This window comes from Campylobacter concisus, from assembly GCF_002913765.1.
GTDB classification, from domain to species: domain Bacteria; phylum Campylobacterota; class Campylobacteria; order Campylobacterales; family Campylobacteraceae; genus Campylobacter_A; species Campylobacter_A concisus_BB.
Genome location: NZ_PPCH01000007.1, coordinates 34,755 through 50,980 on the forward strand (window position 1 = coordinate 34,755; position 16,226 = coordinate 50,980).

19 protein-coding genes are annotated in these 16,226 nt (G+C 39.4%); 6 read left to right on the plus strand and 13 right to left on the minus strand.

The window, feature by feature from the left end; translation table 11 throughout:
* The first annotated feature begins 1 nt into the window (after position 1).
* From rpsF to rpsR, 3 genes are read left to right on the plus strand one after another with little or no spacing between them, the layout of a single operon-like run.
* Positions 2–421 carry a 30S ribosomal protein S6 gene (gene rpsF, locus CYO89_RS00810; protein ID WP_004317779.1) on the plus strand — a complete coding sequence of 140 codons (420 nt, stop codon included), beginning with the start codon at positions 2–4 and terminating at the stop codon, positions 419–421.
* Positions 422–434: 13 nt separating this feature from the next.
* A complete protein-coding gene (locus CYO89_RS00815) occupies positions 435–962 on the plus strand; it encodes a single-stranded DNA-binding protein (RefSeq protein WP_012140073.1) in 528 nt (175 codons plus the stop codon).
* A 16-nt stretch (positions 963–978) separates the two neighbouring features.
* Complete coding sequence (gene rpsR / locus CYO89_RS00820; RefSeq protein ID WP_087582546.1) at positions 979–1,239, plus strand: 30S ribosomal protein S18; 261 nt, start codon at positions 979–981, stop codon at positions 1,237–1,239.
* 224 nt (positions 1,240–1,463) lie between these two features.
* On the opposite strand, the gene mrdA is transcribed toward rpsR, so the two are convergent.
* From mrdA to CYO89_RS00885, 13 genes are all read right to left on the minus strand, one after another.
* Positions 1,464–3,287, minus strand: a complete 1,824-nt coding sequence (gene mrdA, locus CYO89_RS00825) for a penicillin-binding protein 2 (RefSeq protein WP_087580959.1) — start codon at positions 3,285–3,287, stop codon at positions 1,464–1,466.
* Positions 3,284–3,775, minus strand: a complete 492-nt coding sequence (locus CYO89_RS00830; protein ID WP_009294180.1) for a hypothetical protein — start codon at positions 3,773–3,775, stop codon at positions 3,284–3,286. Before CYO89_RS00830 ends, mrdA begins: the two co-directional genes overlap by 4 nt.
* Before the next feature lies 1 nt (position 3,776).
* Positions 3,777–4,388 (minus strand): ribosome biogenesis GTP-binding protein YihA/YsxC, encoded by a 612-nt coding sequence (gene yihA, locus CYO89_RS00835; RefSeq protein WP_021086403.1) that lies wholly within the window; start codon positions 4,386–4,388, stop codon positions 3,777–3,779.
* Positions 4,385–4,861 (minus strand): lipopolysaccharide transport periplasmic protein LptA, encoded by a 477-nt coding sequence (gene lptA / locus CYO89_RS00840; RefSeq protein WP_021086410.1) that lies wholly within the window; start codon positions 4,859–4,861, stop codon positions 4,385–4,387. The genes yihA and lptA overlap by 4 nt, the downstream gene beginning before the upstream one ends.
* A complete protein-coding gene (gene lptC, locus CYO89_RS00845; RefSeq protein WP_021086384.1) occupies positions 4,834–5,361 on the minus strand; it encodes an LPS export ABC transporter periplasmic protein LptC in 528 nt (175 codons plus the stop codon). Before lptC ends, lptA begins: the two co-directional genes overlap by 28 nt.
* Positions 5,352–5,840 (minus strand): KdsC family phosphatase, encoded by a 489-nt coding sequence (locus CYO89_RS00850; RefSeq protein WP_004317467.1) that lies wholly within the window; start codon positions 5,838–5,840, stop codon positions 5,352–5,354. Before CYO89_RS00850 ends, lptC begins: the two co-directional genes overlap by 10 nt.
* Entirely contained in the window at positions 5,837–6,412 is a 576-nt protein-coding gene (hisB, locus tag CYO89_RS00855) for an imidazoleglycerol-phosphate dehydratase HisB (protein ID WP_035142991.1), read from the minus strand. Before hisB ends, CYO89_RS00850 begins: the two co-directional genes overlap by 4 nt.
* Positions 6,413–6,427: 15 nt before the next feature.
* The gene (locus CYO89_RS00860) at positions 6,428–7,288 is read right to left on the minus strand and encodes a septal ring lytic transglycosylase RlpA family protein (protein ID WP_103596797.1); all 861 of its coding nucleotides are present in this window, start codon (positions 7,286–7,288) and stop codon (positions 6,428–6,430) included.
* A complete protein-coding gene (locus CYO89_RS00865) occupies positions 7,275–8,486 on the minus strand; it encodes a lytic transglycosylase domain-containing protein (protein ID WP_012140081.1) in 1,212 nt (403 codons plus the stop codon). The genes CYO89_RS00860 and CYO89_RS00865 overlap by 14 nt, the downstream gene beginning before the upstream one ends.
* A 65-nt stretch (positions 8,487–8,551) precedes the next feature.
* Positions 8,552–9,337, minus strand: a complete 786-nt coding sequence (locus CYO89_RS00870) for a TatD family hydrolase (protein ID WP_103596798.1) — start codon at positions 9,335–9,337, stop codon at positions 8,552–8,554.
* Positions 9,334–10,590: a diguanylate cyclase gene (locus CYO89_RS00875; RefSeq protein ID WP_103568011.1), complete on the minus strand. Its 1,257-nt coding sequence runs from the start codon at positions 10,588–10,590 to the stop codon at positions 9,334–9,336. The genes CYO89_RS00870 and CYO89_RS00875 overlap by 4 nt, the downstream gene beginning before the upstream one ends.
* A gap of 88 nt (positions 10,591–10,678) precedes the next feature.
* A complete protein-coding gene (locus CYO89_RS00880; protein WP_181001863.1) occupies positions 10,679–12,199 on the minus strand; it encodes an AAA family ATPase in 1,521 nt (506 codons plus the stop codon).
* Positions 12,192–13,067 (minus strand): NAD(+) kinase, encoded by an 876-nt coding sequence (locus CYO89_RS00885; protein WP_103596992.1) that lies wholly within the window; start codon positions 13,065–13,067, stop codon positions 12,192–12,194. Before CYO89_RS00885 ends, CYO89_RS00880 begins: the two co-directional genes overlap by 8 nt.
* Positions 13,068–13,159: 92 nt before the next feature.
* Between CYO89_RS00885 and aspS the strand changes: the two genes are divergently transcribed.
* From aspS to CYO89_RS00900, 3 genes are all read left to right on the plus strand, one after another.
* The gene (gene aspS, locus CYO89_RS00890) at positions 13,160–14,917 is read left to right on the plus strand and encodes an aspartate--tRNA ligase (RefSeq protein ID WP_103596799.1); all 1,758 of its coding nucleotides are present in this window, start codon (positions 13,160–13,162) and stop codon (positions 14,915–14,917) included.
* A 254-nt stretch (positions 14,918–15,171) separates the two neighbouring features.
* Complete coding sequence (locus tag CYO89_RS00895; RefSeq protein WP_004317610.1) at positions 15,172–15,741, plus strand: adenylate kinase; 570 nt, start codon at positions 15,172–15,174, stop codon at positions 15,739–15,741.
* Positions 15,742–15,868: 127 nt separating this feature from the next.
* Positions 15,869–16,183: a NirD/YgiW/YdeI family stress tolerance protein gene (locus CYO89_RS00900; protein ID WP_275052070.1), complete on the plus strand. Its 315-nt coding sequence runs from the start codon at positions 15,869–15,871 to the stop codon at positions 16,181–16,183.
* Positions 16,184–16,226 lie beyond the last annotated feature (43 nt).

The window sequence follows — 16,226 nt, forward strand, 5'->3', positions numbered from 1 at the left end:
AATGAAACATTACGAGCTTTTATTTATTCTTAAGCCGACATTGACGGAAGAGGAAGTTAAAGCTAAGGTTGATTTCGTAAAAGAAGTCATAACAAAAAACGGCGGCGAGATCGCTACTGTCGTTGAGATGGGCACTAGAAAGCTAGCTTATACCATCAAAAAATATGAGCGTGGAACATATTTTGTTATCTACTACAAAGCTCCACCAGCACTTCTTGCAGAGCTTACAAGAAACGTAAGGATCACAGAAGATATCATAAGATTTTTAAGCGTTAAATATGAAAACAAACGCGAAATCGCAGCTTGGGAAAGACTTTGCAAAGGTATCAAGCAAACTATAAAAAAAGAACCTCGCGAGCCAAGAGCACCACGCGAGCCAAGAGCTGAAAAAGTAGACGAGCAAACATTTACAGAAGAATAATCAAGGATAAAAAATGTTCAATAAAGTAGTATTAGTTGGAAATTTAACCAGAGATATAGAGCTTAGATATACTACTAGCGGCGTTGCCATAGGAAATTCTAGTATAGCTGTGACACGCAAAATCACCTCAAATGGGGAAAGAAGAGATGAGACTTGCTTTATTGATATATCATTTTTTGGCAAGAGTGCAGAGATAGCAAACCAATATCTCAACAAGGGATCGAAGCTGCTTATCGAAGGAAGACTCAAATTTGATCAGTGGACCGACAATAACGGACAAAATCGCTCAAAACACTCTATCGCCGTTGAGAGCATGGAGATGCTTGGCTCAAATAACCAAACGCAACAAGGCGGATACTCTATGAATAGCCAAAATAGCGGTGGTTACGGACAACAAGGCGGATATCAAAATAACCAATATAACCGCCAACAAGAAACTAGACCACAAGCTGCACCGCAAAGAAAGCAAGAGAGTTATTCAGAAGTTCCTGATATAGACGTTGATGCTGATAGCTTCAACAATGAAGAAATACCGTTTTAATTTTAAAGGATAAAAAATGGCAGAAAAAAGAAAATATTCACGCAAATATTGCAAATTTACAGAAGCAAAGATTGATTTTATAGACTACAAAGATACTTCACTTTTGAAGTATTGCTTGTCAGAGAGATTTAAAATCATGCCAAGACGCCTAACTGGCACATCAAAAAGATACCAAGAGATGGTAGAAAAAGCGATCAAGAGAGCTCGCCACGCAGCTATCATACCTTACATAGTTGATCGCAAAGACGTAGCTTCAAATCCTTTTGAAGGTCTATAATCCATAAATTTTAGCCCTATTTTGGGCTAAAATTTCTAAAACTGCTTTTAATTACTTCATTACAAATTTAAATATTCATTTTAATTAATATCAAAATTAAGAATACATGTCACCCATAAGATAGCTAATCATTAATTATATTTTTTATCTTTCAAGAACTATTTCACGTTTTGCGAGCAAACAAATACATACAGACATATTTAGTATTTTTTTAGTGATAGAATTTATTGTTTTTTATCTTTCTCAGTCTGGACTTTATCTAGCTTTATATATCCCATTTCAACTAGCTTGTTATAAATTTGAGAGATTTTTGGTCCAGCAGCGCTACCGCCGTGACCGCCGTGCTCGACAACCATCGTTATGACATATTGTGGGTCCTCAAAAGGCGCATAGGTCGTCATCCACGCGTGAGATCTTTGCAGATACGCCATATCCTCCTCTTTCATACGTTTCTTTTCAGTTTGCGAGATGCCAACGACCTGAGCTGTTCCAGTCTTTGCCGCAACCTTTACGAGGCTTCCCACAAAGTGCCTATTTGCCGTGCCTCTTGGGTGATTTGCCACCTCATACATCGCATGCCTTATGGCAGGTAGCTGTGACTTCTCAAACGGCGTAAAAGCATCATCTGTTGGCGTAAAATCAACATCCTTACCATCGATGCTCTTTAAAAAATGTGGCGTCACATTTAGCCCAGTTGCAAGGCCTGCTGTGTATTTAGCCACCTGCATAGGCGTGACTAGAAAATTTCCCTGTCCGATAGAGGTGATGAGCGTTTCGCCTTGAAACCACGCCTTGCCATACTTCCTCATCTTCCACTCCCTGCTTGGCAGCGTCCCCACAAATTCATTTGGCAAATCAACCTCTGTTTTTCTACCAAAGCCCATGCGCTCAAGTATCGGCACAATGGCGTCTATGCCGATCTTTTGACTACCCTTGTAAAAATAGTCATCGCAACTCTCTCTAATGGCCGTGTTCATATTAACTGTGCCATGACCATGCGAGTTCCAGCAGCGAAATTTACGCCCTCCAAGCTCATACGAGCCACTGCAAAAAAAGCTATCATATTTGCTCATGCCATTGTCCAAAAAAGCAAGCGCCATACCCATTTTTACGACAGATCCTGGCGGATAGAGGCCGTTTATCAGCTTATTTGTAAATGGGTGATCGACGTTTTTTACAAGTTCTTCCCACTCAGCCTGAGAAATTCCAAGCACAAAAGGATTTAGATCATACTCAGGAAAGCTTCCTGCTGCGATGATGGCGCCATCTTTTAAGCTCATAACTATGACGCTTCCTGCATCCTTACCAAAGACGTCAGCGACAAACTGCTGAAGCTCAAGATCGACGGCAAGCTTTATGTTTTGACTTTGTGGCGCTTGATAGCTCACCTGCTCGATCTCCTCATTTAGCGCATTTACCTTGATCTTTTTAAAACCTTGAATTCCTTGCAAGATAGGGTTATAAAAGCGCTCAACACCGCTTCTACCGATATAGTTTGTAAGCTTTGTCAAAGGGTCGTTTTCCATATCTTTTTGGTTTGCCCTGCCGACGTAGCCGATGATGTGAGAAGCTAGGTCGTTGTATGGATAGTGGCGTTTTGATGCGGGTCTTATCTCTAAATTTTCACGCAGAGAAAGAGGCGCAAAAAATGGCAAAAATTTATCATAATCAACAAATTCGACCACGTTTATGAAGTCTTGGTTATAGGCTGAGTCGTTTTTTATATATTCATTTTTAAGCTTGGTGACATTTAGATCGCCAAATAGCGAGCCAATATAGGCTAGCTCATCGTCTAAAATTTTTACCTTTTTGTTTGCGCTAAGGTGTGGCTTTACATAGATAGAAAAGCCAAGGCGATTGACCGCCATAGGCTTGTCATGTGCATCAAAGATGATGCCTCTAACTGGCGGGATGTAGATAGTTTTTATCGCATTTTGCTCGGCGATCTCGTTGTAGTAGGTGTTTGAATTGACACTTAGGTGGTAAATCCGACCCAAAAGCATGATCCAAAAAAGAGCGATCACGCCAAAAACGATACGCATCCTCATAGCACTTTGTCCCTAAAAAGCACGATAGCAAGCACACTTTCAAGCGCTATAAAAAAGAGATACTCTGCACTAAAAGTCAAATTTGGCTCGTTTAAGACGTAGGCAAAAAGGTTATTTACAAGAAAAGTTAGCACATAGCCAGAGGCGACAAAGATGATGAGCAGGCAGTTTCGCCACTTCATCGTCGTATAGAGCCAGTCTAGCACGAAGTTGTAAAATAGCAAAAATGCAATGATCGTTGAGAAGAGATAAAAGCCATGAATTTGCTCGGCAAAGACCAAGAAAACGAGTGAAAAATACCATGAGGGCTTAAACTCATCATACTGCTTTTGCTTTCTTGAATACTCCAAAATCATATATGTAAAAAAGATGCCAATAAGTGGCGGCAAGAAGCCAAACTGTGTAGTTGCGATCTCGTAAGAGAGTAAAAAAATGGCCCACCAAAAGCCTTTAAAAATTTTAATATCTAAGCTGCTTATGGTTTGCATTTTACCTACCAAGAGCGTGGTTTATGATAGCTTCCCGTGCCTTGTCTATGCCGCTTTTGCTGAGTGTCGAGACCAAAATGCCACTTGGGTCAAATTTTATTATCGCACTCTTTTGGCTTTGATTTAGCTTGTCGCTTTTTGTGTATAAATTTAAGATTTTCTGATCAGCTCTTAAAAAGCTTTTTAGGTAAGAATCCACGTTTACGTCGATGTCTAAGTCAAAATGTCTAGCGTCGATTAGATGTATAAAAAGTCTGATGTCGCTTCTAAATTTCAAAAACTCATCTAAATTTTTGCGCCACTCGTCATGTTTTGACTTTGCAACTTTTGCGTAGCCAAAGCCTGGTAGATCGACCAAGATGAGCTTAAATTTCTCTTTTTCACTCTCTTCCTTTTCCTCACAAAACTCAGCCTCAAAGAAATTTATAAGCTGCGTTTTGCCAGGAGTTGATGAGCTTTTGGCTAAATTTTTTTGATTTACAAGTGCGTTTATGAGGCTACTTTTACCCACATTTGACCTGCCCAAAAAGACCACTTCGCTTGTCACAAAGCTTGGAGCCTCCTTTATGCTTGGGCTTGAAGTGATAAATTTAGCGCTCAAAGCTCTTATCACTTGGTTTTATCCTCGATCTGAAAGATAAATTTAACCGGCTTTTTCTCATCGCTATTTACGCTATATGTGCCATCTTTTTGATTGACCACGATCTTTTCGCCATAGACATTTTTATCAGTCTCTACCTCGTGCAAGTAGCCATTGCCAGTTACTGTGTATGTCTGCTTTGCAGGCTCGTATGTGAGTGTGTCGCCCTTGCCGTCATAGTGCTTATCTTTCATAAAAATTTTAGCTCTAGCATTGCCTGTTGCTACATATTTTACTGGCTGGCGTTTTTTATCAAAATGCACAACGACTTTGTTTGCTTTTAGCTCGTCGTATGAGCCTTTTTTGATATTTACATTGCCTACAAATTCGCTGATTTGCTTATTTTCATCTGCGAAAAAATCATTTGAAGTGATCTCAACTTGCTCTGCATTTAAAAATGTAAAGCCTAAAATCATCGCTAAAATCGCTGCTTTTCTTCTACCCATGCCCTTAACCCTTTTATCTGCGTTTGTTTTTTACCAAGATCGTAGCTTCCACTATCACCCAGTGCTTTGTCGCCATTTCTAGTGATGGTGAAATTTGCCTCTGATCTTACTATTTTTGTCTTTGTGTTATATATAACTTCATCGCTTTTAAATTTCAAACTATCGTTGTTTTCATAGTTTGCATTTTTTTGAAAGATTATCTCATCGTTTTGCGAGATAGCCTTGTCTGAGCTTAGAAAATGTCTTAAATTTCCCCTTAAAATTCTCGCTTTAAAGTCTAAAAATTCATCCCTGTCACTATATCTGTTTAGCTCGTCACTTTCATAAACTCCGCTTATCTTGGTCGAGTTTATCTCGTAATCAACCACGTCATTTACCTGCATATTTGATATCTTGGTATCAACTTTTAGAACGTTTGCTAGGTATGGGTCTTGAGCCGCTAAAAATATCATCACAGCACTAAAAATAGCCACGACGAAGTAGAAAATTTTTACAACCAACGCTTAGACCACTCGTCGTATAAATTTTCTGATTTTATGATCATCTCGATCATCTCTCTAACAGCGCCATTGCCACCTTTGTGCTTTAGCTTTGTCTTTACATCAAGCTCTTTAATGGCATCTTTTGGCTTAAAGCTCCAAGCAACTGCGTCTAAAATTTTATAGTCATTATAGTCATCGCCAATGGCCGCTGCGTTTTTAAAGCTAAGCCCTTCAAATTTTAGTATCTCGCTTGCTACTTCAAATTTATCGCCAACGCCTTGATAGACGTGATTTATCTTTAGATCCTCCGCCCTTCGCTCAACGATAGCTGACTTTCTGCCAGTGATGATAGCCACCTTTTTGCCAAGCTTTAGCCAGCTCTCTATCGCGTAGCCATCTTTTACATCAAAAAATTTAAGCTCTTCGCCGTTTGCATTGTAGATGATCTTGCCATCAGTAAGACACCCATCAACGTCTAAAAATATAATTTCTATCATAAAACGCCTTTTGTACTTGGAGTGCCGATCCTTGCGTTTTTGGCAAGCGCTCTGCGGAGTGCTACGGCAAATGATTTAAACGTTGCTTCGATGATGTGATGAGTATTTTTGCCACGAATTTGATTTAGATGAAGAGTTATGGCTGAATTTATAGCAACTGCTCTAAAAAACTCCTCCACAAGCTCAGTGTCAAACTCACCAACTTTGGCATTTTCATTAAAATTTTCATACACAAGATAAGCTCTGTTGCTAAGATCTAGCGCGCAAAAAACAGCCGCCTCATCCATAACAACACTCGCCTCGCCAAACCTCTCAACACCGCTTAATGGATATAAAGCCTCTTTTAAAAGCTGTCCCAAAACTATGCCTACATCCTCGACGCTGTGATGAAAATCCACATGCGTATCGCCCTTACATGAAATTTCAAGATCAAGTAAAGAGTGCTTTGTAAATGCCTCAAGCATATGGTCAAAAAAGCCAATGCCTGTGCTTATCTTTGCAACCCCAGAGCCGTAAATTTTGAGCTTCATTGAGATTTGCGTCTCTTTTGTATTTCTAGTTAGTTCTAAAATTTCCTCTCTCACGCCCTAACCTCTTACTATAAATGCACCTTGGAATTTGCCGCTTCTTGCGTAATCCCTAGCCTCGTCCTCGCTTCTAAAGCCATTTAAAAATACCCTATAAATGGTTGAGCCATCTATCGTAAATGTCTTAACGACTGATCTATAACCATCTATACTTTTATGCTCTCTTTGGTATCTGTTTGCGCCTTCAAGGTTTTTAAACGAGCCAATTTGCACCATAAAATCTCCACCCACAACGCGTTGCTCTGATGAGATCACGATGCCACCAACTGGAGCCGTTGGAGAGACTGGATTTGGCACTTTTATACCAGTGCTTGTTGGTTTTGTTGGTTGTGCGCTAGCTGTTGTAACAGCGTTAATGTCTTCATTAAAGCCGATAACCTCCATACTAACTGGAGCTGTGCCAGTGCCTATGACATCAAGCTTCATCGCCGCTGCTTTTGAAAGGTCAAGCACCCTGTCAGCCACAAAAGGTCCTCTGTCATTTACGCGCACGATAACACTTTTTTGATTTCTTAAATTTGTTACTTTAAGTATTGTATTCATCGGCAAAGTCTTATGCGCCGCAGTCATATTGTACATATTATAAACTTCGCCATTTGAGGTCGTTTTACCGTGAAAATTTGGACCATACCAGCTTGCCGTTCCGCTGGCTTTATCGCCGACACTTACGACGGTTGGATAGTAGGTTTTGCCGTTTATCGTGTATGGTCTCATTGTTGCTTTTTGAACTGAGGCGGAGTTGTTGCCTCTTACATTAGTTGGGCCACTTGGAGTAAATGGAGCCCCGCTCCAAGAACAACCAGTGATTAGAAGTGTAAAACTTAGTCCTAAGTAGAAATTTAGGCTATTACGGTATGACAATATTTGCTCCGACATTTAAATTTGAACTAGCCAAAGAATTTGCATCTTTTATATCTTTTTCGCTTACATTAAATTTCTTTGATAAAGATGCGATCGTATCGCCTGTTTGAACTACGTAGTTGTGAGATTTATTTTGAGTAGAAAAAGGGATTATTAGTTTTTGATTATAGCTTACTGCGTTTGTGCTAAGCTCGTTGTAGTCCTTGATCGCTCTGTGGCTAACGCCTGTTTTTTTAGAGATAGAAAGCAAAGTCTCACCTTTTTTTACAGTGTATGCGTAGAAGTTATTTTTGCCATTAAATGGTTTGAAATTATCTGAGAAAAGTTGCTTTTTATTTTCAGGGATATAAACGTAATAATCTTTTAAAGTTGGAGGAGTAAATACAAATTTTAAATGCGGGTTATTACTTTTCATCTTTTTTGTGCTAAGGCCGATGCTATCGCCTATCTGAGCTAAATTTGTACCGCCTGGTACTTTTACTTTCGTAAGTCTTAATCCGCCATTTATGTTTAGCAAAGACGACTCTTTAGATATCAAAAAGTCCGCATCTTTTGCTATATATGCCGCTCTTAAAATTTTAATGATGAAATTTCTAGTCTCAGCTGGGAGGTATTTTTTCTCAGCATCAAGAAGTGTTACAAGATCGTCTGTACCGGCTTTTTGTATAGCTTTTTTTAGCGCACCGTCGCCGCAGTTATATGCCATTGCTGCCAAGTACCATTTGCCAAATTGATTTTTAAGTGATCTTAGATAGTTTGTAGCTGCGACAGTTGATTCAACCGGATCTTTTCTCTCATCGGTGTATTGCCCTACTTTTAGGCCATGAATTTTTGCTGTTTGCTCCATAAACTGCCACATACCAGTAGCTTTTGCGTTTGAAACAGTGTGATTTGAAAAGCCTGACTCTATCATCGCTAGATAGAAAAACGACTCAGGCACGCCTGATTTTTTGATCTGCTCTTTTATCATTGGTATATACATATAGCCATTTTTCAAGGCATCTGTAAATGTTCTTACCTGTGAGTTTTGTATGCCTTGTCTCATCTTTGCATAGTGAGAAGTTTTCATAAAGCTAGCATCGATGTCTAGCTCCTTTAAAATTTTAACCTGAGTGTCATAAGAGCTCTTCTCAGGGGCGTTTGCTAGTAGCAAGGTGCTACATGCAAATAATAAAAATATCTTAAGCATTGCTTTCATTTCTATCCTTTTTCGTGTCAAAGCTTAATGATGCTAGCATCTTAAGCAAGCACAATGCCCAAAATTTAGGCAAAGCACTTAAATAACCTTTTGGCATTATCTGAAGTCGTTTTACAAACTACTTCAAATTCAAGGTTTAAAATTTCAGCTATCTTTTTAGCAACAAATGTCGTAAACGCCGGCTCATTTCTCTTGCCACGATTTGGTTCTGGCGTGAGATAAGGGGCGTCAGTCTCTATCAATACCCTATCAAAAGGAATTTTTGGCAGAATTTCAACTAAATTCTTAGCGTTTTTAAATGTCAAAACGCCACCTATGCCAAAGTAAAAATTCCCAAATTTGCAAAGCTCCAAAAGAAGTGGCGAAGCATTATAACAATGCAAAACTGCCCCAGATTCAAGCTTTGGCGCATACTCTTTTAAGATGTTAAAAGAGTCCTCATTAGCCTCTCTAATATGGAGGATAACGGGTTTTTTTAACTCAACTGCCAAATCAAGTTGAGCTAGAAAAACACGTTTTTGATCTTCTTTTTCTCTTAGCTTTTCATCTTCATCTTTTGGCAAGCGGCAGTAGTCAAGCCCACATTCGCCGATAGCCACGCACTTTTTATCTTTGGCAAATTCTCTCAAAGTTTCAATATCAAAATTCTCTTTATCGTATGGATGAACTCCAACGGCAAAGAAAATATCATTTTTTTCGTGCGCTATTTTAGCCGCTTTTGGTAAATCATTAATATCAGCTCCAGGGATAATAAAGCCTTTTAGCCCTAAATTTCTGGCTTCAGATAAAATTTGCCCTAGGTCAAAATCATAAACTTTGCTATCCAAATGACAATGCGTATCTATAATCATAAAGCTATTTCTACCCTATTTCTACCATTTTCTTTTGCGACATAAAGTGCTGAGTCGCAAGCTTCAAGCATATCATCTATCTCGCAGTGACCTTTTCCAAAAGATATGCCGATAGAGACGGTCACTCTTACGATCTTATCTTTTATAATTACCTCATTTTCAGCCACTTTTGCTCTTAAATTTACAAAAAATTTAATCGCCTCTTCTTTTGCTATCTTTTTAAGAACGACACAAAATTCCTCGCCACCAAACCTAGCGACCACATCTCTTCCTTTTGTGTTGTCAGTTAGTATCTTTGCGAGTGATTTTAGTATCTTGTCGCCACCATCATGTCCGTATGTGTCATTTATCTTTTTAAAGTGATCGATATCAAGCATAGCAAACGCATAAGGCTCATCAAGCTCTTCAGCTGCTTGGACATACTCTTCTATATCTTGGTAAAAGAATCTTCTATTGTAAGCGCCAGTTAAAAAGTCACGGTTGGCAAAATTTGCTATCTTGTTTATATTTTCCATCGCCTCAATGGTGTTATTTACACGGCAAATGAGCTCTTCTTTTGAAAATGGCTTTGCTATAAAGTCGCTAGCTCCATTTTTTAAAAATATCGAAGCATCAGTCTTTTCGCTAGGCGAGGTCATCACGATCACGCCAAGGTGGTTTTTATCTTTCTCTTTTCTAACCTCTTTTAAGACCTCTAAACCATCTTTAACAGGCATTCTATAGTCAGTTATGATTAAATTTATATCAGGATTATCTGCAAAATAGCTCATCGCCTCTTCGCCGTGAGCCGCTGCTAGGACCTTAAACTGAAGGCTAGTTAAGATTTTTTTTATCATATTTCTAAAAGGTAGTGAGTCCTCAACGACTAGGACTTTGTATTGTCTATTTTTGCTTAGTCTGTTTATCATTTGAAAGATGTAGTTGATATCATCCATGTTGCCCTTATAGACGTAATCAACTATGTCTTTGTTTATAAAAAATTCTTTCGTCTTATCATCGATGCTACCAGTTAAAACGATAGCACAGAGCCCTTGAGCAAGGACATAATCAACGATCTCGCCATTTGGTGCGTCAGGTAAATTTAGATCCAAGATAGTCATAAAATAATCTTTGCCGTGCTCGCTAATAAGCATCTGGGCTTCGGCAAAATCGTACGCAACGTCGATCGCCATATCCTCAATGCTCTTTTCCATCTGCATGACGATTAGCTTAGCAAGTGCCTTATTATCATCAACTACTAGAATTCTTTCCATATTATTCCTGCGATTTTTTATTAAACTAGCTCGGATTTTAACAAATAAACCTAATCACAAAGCTTAAATTTAAAACTTAAATTTCAAGCTATTTTAAAAGTCCTTTTGCGAAATTTATCGCCTCTTCGCTGATATGCTCGCCACTTATCATACGCGCAAGCTCATTTACACGCTCCTCTTTGTCAAGCTCTCTTACGACTGAGCTCTCGCCGTGACGCTCTACTAAAAAGTGCGAATTTGCCTTTGAGCTAAGCTGCGGCTGGTGCGAAATGGCAAAAATTTGATAAAAATTTGCAAGCTTAAGCAAGACATTTGCGATACTCATCGCCTCTTTTCCGCTTAAATTTGCATCTATTTCATCTAAAATTATGACATCACCGCCCGTTTTTGTGATCTCACTAGAGGCAGCTATAAAAGCTAGCCTTAGGCGGTTTAGCTCGCCTGAGCTTAAATTTTTAAGCGAGGTCTCGTTTAAATTTAGACAAATTTCATCAACACCCAAGATATCAAGCTTTTTAGCCTCAATACTCAGCGTGATATCTGGCATATAAAGCTCTTTTAGGTATAAATTTATCATCGACTCAAGCTCTTTTAAATTTACGCCCCTTGCCTTGCTTAAAGTGCTAGCTAGCTCATTTGCCTTTTTGCTTAAAATTTCAAATTTCTTCTCTAGCTCGCTCTTTTCAAAGCTTAAATTTTCATATCTAGCAAGCTCTTTTTCCTTTTTATCAAGCGCTTCCAACGCCTCTTCTTCGCTGCCGTAGCGCCTGATGATGGCATTAAGAGCCTCTATCCTATCAAGCACGCTCTCCACGTCGATATCGTCAAGCTCCTCCATATTTAGGCTATCTCTTGCGACCCTTAGCTCGTTCATCGCATCTTCAAAAAAGCCGTTGTCAAGGTCGCTGATACTTAGCGCCTCATTTACGCTGTGCTCTAGCTCAAATATCCGCTCAGCTCTAGCCCACGCCTCATTTATCTTATCTTTTTTACTAAGCCTTTTTTTAGTCTCCATAAGCTCTTCAAACTCGCCTTTTTTAGGCCCGACACTTCTTATCTTCTCGATCTCGAAGCTAGCAAGCTCCTTTAGCTCCTCGACCTTTTTCTCTTCCTCTTTTATAGTGGCTAGCTCTTTTGAAATTTTAGAAAATTCCAAAAATGCCTCTTCAAATTCCTGCTTTATCTCTTTAAATTTCTCATTTTTTGAAATTTCAAGCCTGTCAAGCAAATTTAGAAATTTCTCATTTTCAAATTCATTTGCCTCTTTTGCCGAGAGATATTTGATGTGCTCGCGCGCCACTTGGGCTAAATTTTTCTTTGAGATGGCTTGTTGGTTTATAAAATACCTCGTGCTCTTATCTTTTAAAAGCTTAAAAATATTGACCTCTTCGTTTTCTATGCCAAACTCATCAAGCTCAAATTTATGCTCCACGTCAGCTTCTATCAGCCTTGCTTCGCTATCTTTTAGCCCAAAAACAGCCATTATCGCGCTCATCAGCACCGACTTACCAGCGCCGCTAACACCGGTAAATACGCTAAGACCATCTTTGAAATTTAGCTCGACATTTTTAAAATTTAGATAATCCTTAATCAAAATTCGATCAATCATTATAACCCCAGTGAAGTTTCTCTTTTAAAATTTGAAAATAATCCCTGCCAATATGGCGTATCAGCCTCGCTTTTTTCTCGCTCAGACTCATGCTGACGGCTGAAATTTTACTCATATCAAAGCGGTCTTGTCCGTCTATAACCAAAATAGCGTCGCTATTTGTTCTAAATTTAACCGTGTGGTTTTTCGTAAGCACGACTGGACGCTGCGTGAGCGAGTGCGAGCAAATGGGAGTTAGCGCAAAGACCTCGCTTAGCGGATAGATGATAGGGCCATTTGCGCTCATATTATATGCCGTTGTGCCAGCAGGTGTCGCCACTATGACGCCGTCTCCAAAATATGAGTTAAAATACTTTTCGTTTAAAAGTGCCTCGATATGCGTCATCGAACCGCCATTTTTACTAACGATGACCGCGTCGTTAAATGCTATCTTTTTCTCAGTTTTGCCATCATTTCTGTGAAGTGTCACATCAAGCATAAAAGGCGTTTCTACCTCAAATTTATCATCAAAAAAGTCTTTAAAAAACTTCTCACTCTCATTTATTGTGATATCTGTCAAAAAGCCGAGCCTGCCAGCGTGTATGCCTAGGATTAGTGGCGAGATGTGAGCTAGCTTTCTGCAAGTTGAGATGATCGTGCCATCGCCGCCAAGCGTGATAAGAAATTCGCACTCTTTGGCTAGTTTTATCAGCTCAAAGCCACTTTTTTCTACCTGCTTTGCACAGCTTTTTTCAAGCAAAATTTCTGCGTTATACTTTTTTAAAATTTTTTCTAGCTTTGCTAAATCCTGCTTAAATAATGGATAATCTTTCGCGATAAGTCCCACTTTTTTGGCGTTTGTGGTATTAAATTTTTGTTCATTTTTCATAGAAATGATTGTAACATATTTTATTTTAACAAAGCTTTTCAAAAGAAAAAAGCGATTATAATTGCCTAAAAAACATTGCAAAGGAGCATTTTATGCGAAGTCATTATTGCACCGATCTTAGCAAAGCTGATATCGGCAAAGAAGTAATACTTTGTGGCTGGGCAAACACATATAGAGACCACGGCGGCGTCGTTTTCATCGACTTAAGAGACGTTAGCGGGCTTATACAACTAGTTTGTGACCCTGCTGACAGCAAAGAAGCACACGACGTGGCTGCAAAAGTAAGAGATGAATATGTCTTAAAAGCAAAAGGAAAAGTAAGAGCTAGGGGCGAAGGACTAACCAATCCAAAGCTAAAAACTGGCGAGATAGAGGTGATAGTAAGCGAGCTCATCATCGAAAATCCAAGCGAGCCACTACCATTTATGATAGGCGATGAGAGCGTAAATGAGGACATCAGGCTAAAATATCGCTTTTTAGACCTTAGAAGCGAACGCTTGCAAAATATCTTTAAAATGCGTTCTCGCGCAGCAATCGCAGCTAGAAACAGCCTAGATAAAATGGGCTTTATCGAGTTTGAAACTCCAGTTTTAACACGTGCAACTCCAGAAGGTGCGAGAGACTACCTAGTGCCAAGCCGCGTGTATCCAGGCCAATTTTACGCGCTCCCACAAAGCCCGCAGCTATTTAAACAACTTTTGATGTGTTCTGGCTTTGATAAGTATTTTCAGATAGCAAAATGCTTCCGCGACGAGGACTTAAGGGCTGATCGCCAACCAGAATTTACTCAAATAGATATCGAAATGAGCTTTGTCGAGCAAGAAGATATCATAAATATGGCTGAGACGATGCTAAAAGATATCTTTAAAGCCTGCGGGCACGACATCAAAACGCCATTTAGACGTATGAGCTACAAAGAGGCGACTGAGACTTACGGCTCAGATAAGCCTGATCTTAGATATGATCTAAAAATGATCGATGTGATTGATATTTTCGAGCGATCAAACAATGAAATTTTTAGCTCTATCGCAAAAGATAAGAAGAAAAACCGCATAAAAGCGCTAAAAGTGCCAAATGGTGACAACATCTTTAGTAAGCGCGAGATGAATAGATTTGAGGAGTTTGTACGTAAATTTGGCGCACAAGGTCTTGGCTACTTCCAGATGAAAGAAGATGGCTTAAAAGGCCCGCTTTGCAAATTTTTCGAGCAAAGCGATCTTGACGAGATCGTCTCAAGATGTGAGCTAAAGGTTGGCGACGTCGTATTTTTTGGTGCTGGCAAGAAAAAAATCGTGCTTGATTATATGGGACGATTTAGAATTTTCCTAGCAGAGCAAATGGGCATCATCGATCAAGATAGACTTGAGTTTTTATGGGTGCTTGACTTCCCAATGTTTGAGCAAAATGACGATGGCAGCTACTCTGCGATGCACCACCCATTTACAATGCCAAAAAATATAGACGAGCCTGATCTTGAAGATATCCTCTCTATCGCTCACGACGTCGTCCTAAACGGCTTTGAGCTTGGAGGTGGAAGCATAAGAATTCACAAAAACGACATCCAACAAAAAGTCTTTAAGCTTCTTGGCATAGATGAAGCCGAGCAGCGTGAGAAATTTGGCTTCTTGCTTGATGCCTTGACATTTGGTGCGCCTCCACACGGTGGTATCGCGATCGGCTTTGACAGACTAAATATGCTTGTAAATAAAGCAAGCTCGATCCGTGATGTCATAGCCTTCCCTAAAACGCAGCGCGCTCAGTGCCCACTTACAAAGGCACCAAGCTACGCCAGCAACGAACAGCTTAGGGAGCTAGGACTAAGGATAAGAGAAAAAGAGCAAAAGGCTTAAAATTTGCCTTTAAAAAGAGATGGAATTTTGTCTTTAGATATTTTTCTTAGACAAAATTCCATCCTAAATTTAAAGTTATAAAAAGATGCCTCCAACTTGGCGGCTAATTAAATCAAAACTTGCCTAAGTAGTTTGAGATGATTTTTGTGGTTGCGACGTAAAATTTTGCGCAGATAGAACACTTAGTTCATCAAGCTAAATTTTACTAGCTCCGCAAAAAGCGCTCAAAAAACAAAGGCAATAAAAGGGAAAAAATGAAGAATTTATTTTTAATCATAGGCGCTCCAGGCAGCGGCAAAACAACAGACGCATCTATCATCGCACAGCATGATGAGAAATTTGCACACTTTTCAACTGGCGATCTTTTAAGAGCTGAAGTAGCTAGCGGTAGCGAGCTTGGCAAACTAATAGACGGCTTTATCTCAAAAGGAAATTTGGTCCCACTTGACGTTGTCGTAAATGCGATCGTCTCAGCCATCAAAAGCTCGAATAAATCAAACATCATAATCGACGGCTACCCAAGAAGCGTTGAGCAAATGACCGAGCTTGACAAAGTCTTAAGCGAGCAAGATGAAATTTCTCTAAAAGGTGTCATCGAAGTGGATGTTAGTGAGGACGTGGCAAGGGCTAGAGTACTTGGCCGTGCAAGAGGTGCTGACGACAATAACGAAGTCTTTAACAACCGCATGAAAGTCTATCTTGATCCGATCAAACCTATCCGCAAATTTTACAGCGAAAAAGAGCTACTTCACGTGGTAAATGGCGAGCGTGGCATCGACGAGATCGTAGCTGACATCAAAAATTTACTAGCTAAACTTATATAATTCACAGACCTTGCATCAAAAGGTGCAAGGTTTTAAAACTTACCATTTATTAACACCAAAAATGTAATACCCTTTAAATTTAACAATCAACCAAAAAGGATAAAATGAAAAAATCTTCATCGCTTCACTGGCTGCTAGCATCGCAATGGCTGGAGGCTTTGTCTCAAATCACAAAAGCGAAAATGCTATAAGCGTAAAAGAGGCTTTAAAACTAAATGATGACGCAAAAGTCGTGCTTGAGGGCAAGATAAAGTCACACATCAAATCAGATAAGTATGAATTTGCCGATAAAAATGGCGATGTCATCGTTGTTGAGATAGGCGACAAAAAATGGGGCAGCATAACAGCCAACGAAGATACACCTTTAAGGATAAGAGGCGAGGTGGATAAAGACCTTACAAAAACAAAGATCGACGTAGATAGCGTAGAGGTTGTAAGGTAGTTAAATTTACGAGTATTTAATGCAAAAAATACTAAAATCACGA